Here is a 4,184-nt window from a genome sequence, read left to right on the forward strand (position 1 = left end):
TACCAATCAGATCGGGTTCTAAAATTGCCCCCGTACCACAACCCATCATCGCCAAATCCATCATCAGGGCAAAAGCCGACCAGTCACAGACATTTGTGCTCGTGCAATTATAGGCACCAGAAAAATTCTGGGGTTGCTCCAACCATTCGCTACCGCCAACCCAGAGCCAACGTCCCGAAGGCATTGCCTTTACCTGCCGCTGCATTCGATCGATAATATCGGCTTCTGCGTCGGTTAACTTACCTAACTTGACCAAGCCTTCGAGGGTGCGGGTGCAGACTTGTTGCCATGTCTCGCGTCCGGTAGCAGTGAAGCGACTGTAAGTTCTAAAAAAGACCGGATTGGCCGTGGGTGCTGTAGCGGGAAAATCTAATTGTTGCGCTTGGGACGAAAGCTCCGCGCTCGTCGATCCAGATTCGTGACGAACTCGGTCAAGTTCTCTAACCATGAGTGAGCTATGCTAATTTCTGAACAGAGTTAGTAATATACGGCATCGACCCGAAATAAATCAATCTTGTCAAAACTGAGTATTTGCGCTACTTCTAGAGATTCGATCGAGGTACACTGGCGGAACTACGAGTTAAATAAGTTTGCAAACTAATTTACTAGTTTTTTGCTACTTAACCTAATTTGAGGTGATGGTAAGAGGCAGGGGAATTTCTGAGACACCTCAGTAAAGATCGTCAATTACACTTGAAAATGTACCAAACGTATAGAAAAACCCCTCGTGAACGATAGTCTACCACCCTGGCGATCGCCGATCGCGCGCGCCCTGCATCGCAACCGCAGCCAACCCGTTGCGCGTTACTTTCAACTAGCGACAATCGATCGCGATCTGCGCCCTCACAATCGCACGCTGGTATTTCGGGGCTGGCTAGAACCAGGCAGCCAGCTTCAATCCGTGACGGATATTCGATCGTCCAAAGTCATCAATTTATTAGCAGGTGCCTCACCCTGGGCGGAAATATGCTGGTATTTTCCCACTACGCGCGAACAGTTTCGGATAAGTGGCACCTTGAGATTAATCACCGCAGAATGTCCCGTCACTAGCGACTGGAAGGCTCGTCAACAAGCCTGGACGCAGATGTCCGACTCTGGGCGCATTCAGTTCGATTGGGCAACTCCTGGCGCAGATCGCAGCGCAGATCCCCAGGACTTCGCGCCACCCCAACCCGATCCCCAGCAACCCTCGGCAAATTTTTGTCTACTATTACTTGCAGTTACACAAGTCGTACATCTGGAGTTGCGTGGCGACCCTCAAAACTGCTACTCGTACGAATTGGTAAATGACGTATGGCAGATGCGATCGATTAATCCCTAATTGCAGTTTTAGGACGGGGACGAGGGGACTGGGTGATGCTGAAGCGAGAGCGAAATCGCAAACCAATTGCGCTGTTGAAGATGAGGGCAAGTAGTGATTTCCCTAATCACGAAATCACAAAATATCTATTCTGGCAACATCAATTGTGCTGAATTTGCTGTAAAGTTACCAATTAAGCTACAACACATGCGCCAAGCTCAATCTTTAAGTTGAGGTAGACCTGTCGATCGATTGCAAATAAGCATCGCCGCCTAAGTACCAATTCCCAATCTCCCCCCTCCCCCCGTCGCCCTCCCCAAATGGTAGCAACTCCCCATCGGCCCAGCAGCTCCGCCCCAGTTGTCGAACCGCAAGTCGATCCGTATGCACTCGCGCAGATGGGGATTGCCATGCTCATCGATTTGGCTCAACGGGGCGAAATCAATCCTTGGGATGTCAAAGTCATCGACGCAATCGATCTGCACCTAAGCAAGCTGCCTCTGCAAGCCGATGCCACGCTGGCACACAAACAAGCCAACCTGTCCCAATCGGGACAAGCCTTCTTGTGGGCGGCGATGCTGGTATTACTCAAAGCGCAGAGTTTGGAGCAGAGCCAGTCTCAGGAAGAAGATTTTGACTTTATCGAAGAAGATCTGGACTTTGAGACGATCGCGAGTACGGGATTGCCACGTAACTTAGAGCGGCATATCCGGCGACGCTTAACTTCACCGCCACCGCGCACGCGTCCGGTAACGCTCGAAGATTTAATCGGCCAACTCCGCCAAATTGCTGATAAAATCGCTGAGCCAACGGCGCGACGCAGCTCCCTGCGCCGGGGTAAAATTATGTCTGTCAAGCAGGCAACGCAAACGATCGTCGGCCTCGCTCACGATGAAAATTTAACCGAAATGGCGGCACTAGTAGCAGAATTTCTCGTCACCTATACCAGTGAGAGTGAATTGTGGAACTTGGACGATCTGGTCAAACTCTGGTCTAGCAAATTTCCAGCCGCACCAGGACAAGAACATGGAGCCAATCACGATCGAGTCGGTGTATTCTGGGCATTATTACTATTATCGGCTCAATCCAAGGTTGAGCTGCATCAGACCGAGTTTTATCAAACCCTCACTATTCGTAGACTGGAAGAAGATTCGATTCAGATGAACTAGCTTTTGCTGACCACAGACAACTGGGAACAGGCGATCGTGCTGGTGTCGTCGGCAATCGATCGCTGTTACAGTAGATGAAATAGGGATTTTAAGTACCCAAGATTTAATATGAAAGCAATGATTCTGGCTGCTGGGAAAGGCACGCGCGTACGTCCCATTACTTACACGATTCCCAAGCCATTGATTCCCATCTTACACAAACCAGTAATGGAATTTCTGGTAGATTTGCTCAAGCAGCATGACTTTACCGAAATTATGGTTAATGTTAGCCATCTTGCCAAGGAAATCGAAAGTTATTTTCACGATGGTCAAAGATTTGGCGTCCAGATTGCCTATTCTTTTGAGGGCTACATCCGCGAAGATGGCGAACTAGAAGGAAAAGCTCTGGGTTCGGCGGGTGGGATGCGAAGAATTCAAGATTTTTATCCCTTCTTTGACGACACTTTTGTCGTGTTGTGTGGCGATGCACTGATCGATCTCGACTTAACAGCAGCCGTTAAGTGGCACCGAGAAAAAGGATCGCTAGCGACGATCGTCACCAAGTCGGTACCGCGCGAGGAAGTCTCCAGTTATGGGGTCGTTGTTACCGACGAAAATGGCAAAATTCAAGCATTCCAAGAAAAGCCTAGTATTGCTGAAGCGCTGAGTACGAATATTAACACGGGTATTTATATTTTTGAGCCAGAAGTCCTAAATTATATTCCTACTGGTGAAGAGTTCGATATTGGGGGCGATTTATTTCCGAAATTGGTAGAAATGGGTGCCCCATTCTATGCAATCCCGATGGATTTTCAGTGGGTAGATATTGGTAAAGTCCCAGATTATTGGCAAGCAATTCGCAGCGTATTAATGGGCGAAGTCAAAAACGTACCGATTCCTGGGACTGAAGTCGCGCCAGGTATTTACACTGGCATTAATGTGGCGGTAAATTGGGACAAAGTAGACATTACTGGCCCTGTTTATATTGGCGGCATGACCAAAATTGAAGATGGTGCGAAGATCACCGGCCCCGCAATGATCGGTCGCAATTGCCATATTTGTAGTGGCGCACACATCAACAACAGTGTAATCTTTGAATACTCTCGGATTGCCGACGTAGAGCTGACGGATAAATTAGTATTCGGACGCTATTGCGTCGATAAAGATGGCGCGACGATCGACGTTCAAGCCGCCTCATTAGATTGGTTGATTACGGATACTCGCAAACCGATCGAGAATATTAAACATCCCGCCACAGTATTTGCTGGCTCCTTTAATGCTAGCAATATCGGTGCTACTACGAAGTAAAGATACCCAAATAGTCTAGCCCAATAGCCTGGATGCGAATCGATCGCCCAGGCTATTCATTTGGCCATAACAATCTCACTGCCAGCACTGCAAAACCCAGTGCGGCCAATCCATTTAGTACCCTAGTCGGTAAAAATCCGGCAATCTCGCCACCAGCTAAGACCCCGATCGAACTCGCTAATAGTAACGCCGCCACCGAACCAAAAAAGACCGCACGCGGGTGCTGAGTGCTACCACCTAAAGCGATCGCGGCCAACTGGCTTTTGTCACCAATTTCAGCGATGAATACGGTTGTGAAGGTTAATGCTAGTAATTGCCAATCCATAGGGAAGTTGGGAGTTGGGAGTTGGGAGTTGGGAGCGGGGAGTTGGGAGCGGGGAGTAAAGAAGGACACAAGTGTCCAATATTCCCTAAAGCCTAAAGCCTAA

The 4,184-nt window shown here is 48.8% G+C and carries 4 protein-coding genes and 1 pseudogene; 3 read left to right on the plus strand and 2 right to left on the minus strand.

Going from position 1 to position 4,184, the window contains the following annotated elements; translation table 11 throughout:
• Nucleotides 1-448, minus strand: a pseudogene (locus RMO84_RS12210) (ribonucleoside-triphosphate reductase, adenosylcobalamin-dependent); the annotation flags it as partial.
• Nucleotides 449-727: 279 nt separating this feature from the next.
• On the opposite strand from RMO84_RS12210, the gene RMO84_RS12215 reads away from it, so the two are divergent.
• The 3 genes from RMO84_RS12215 (at nucleotide 728) to RMO84_RS12225 (ending at nucleotide 3,756) form a co-directional block, all read left to right on the plus strand.
• On the plus strand, nucleotides 728-1,321 hold the full coding sequence (locus tag RMO84_RS12215; RefSeq protein WP_310488727.1) for an Npun_F5749 family FMN-dependent PPOX-type flavoprotein: 594 nt from the start codon (nucleotides 728-730) through the stop codon (nucleotides 1,319-1,321).
• A gap of 299 nt (nucleotides 1,322-1,620) precedes the next feature.
• Nucleotides 1,621-2,469 (plus strand): segregation/condensation protein A, encoded by an 849-nt coding sequence (locus RMO84_RS12220; RefSeq protein WP_310488728.1) that lies wholly within the window; start codon nucleotides 1,621-1,623, stop codon nucleotides 2,467-2,469.
• A 108-nt stretch (nucleotides 2,470-2,577) separates the two neighbouring features.
• The gene (locus tag RMO84_RS12225) at nucleotides 2,578-3,756 is read left to right on the plus strand and encodes an NDP-sugar synthase (protein ID WP_310488729.1); all 1,179 of its coding nucleotides are present in this window, start codon (nucleotides 2,578-2,580) and stop codon (nucleotides 3,754-3,756) included.
• Between the two features lie 52 nt (nucleotides 3,757-3,808).
• Here the strand turns inward: RMO84_RS12225 and RMO84_RS12230 are convergent, their stop codons facing one another.
• The gene (locus RMO84_RS12230) at nucleotides 3,809-4,081 is read right to left on the minus strand and encodes a TMEM165/GDT1 family protein (RefSeq protein ID WP_310488730.1); all 273 of its coding nucleotides are present in this window, start codon (nucleotides 4,079-4,081) and stop codon (nucleotides 3,809-3,811) included.
• Nucleotides 4,082-4,184: the final 103 nt, after the last annotated feature.

It is taken from the genome of Chamaesiphon sp. VAR_69_metabat_338, from assembly GCF_031423935.1.
In the GTDB taxonomy this organism is placed as follows: Bacteria; Cyanobacteriota; Cyanobacteriia; order Cyanobacteriales; family Chamaesiphonaceae; genus Chamaesiphon.

Bases quoted from the DNA above. Each gene is read 5' to 3' on its own strand.
- RMO84_RS12230 (WP_310488730.1), bottom strand. From the start codon at position 4,081: ATGGATTGGCAATTACTAGCATTAACCTTCACAACCGTATTCATCGCT.
- RMO84_RS12220 (WP_310488728.1), top strand. From the start codon at position 1,621: ATGGTAGCAACTCCCCATCGGCCCAGCAGCTCCGCCCCAGTTGTCGAA.
- RMO84_RS12225 (WP_310488729.1), top strand. From the start codon at position 2,578: ATGAAAGCAATGATTCTGGCTGCTGGGAAAGGCACGCGCGTACGTCCC.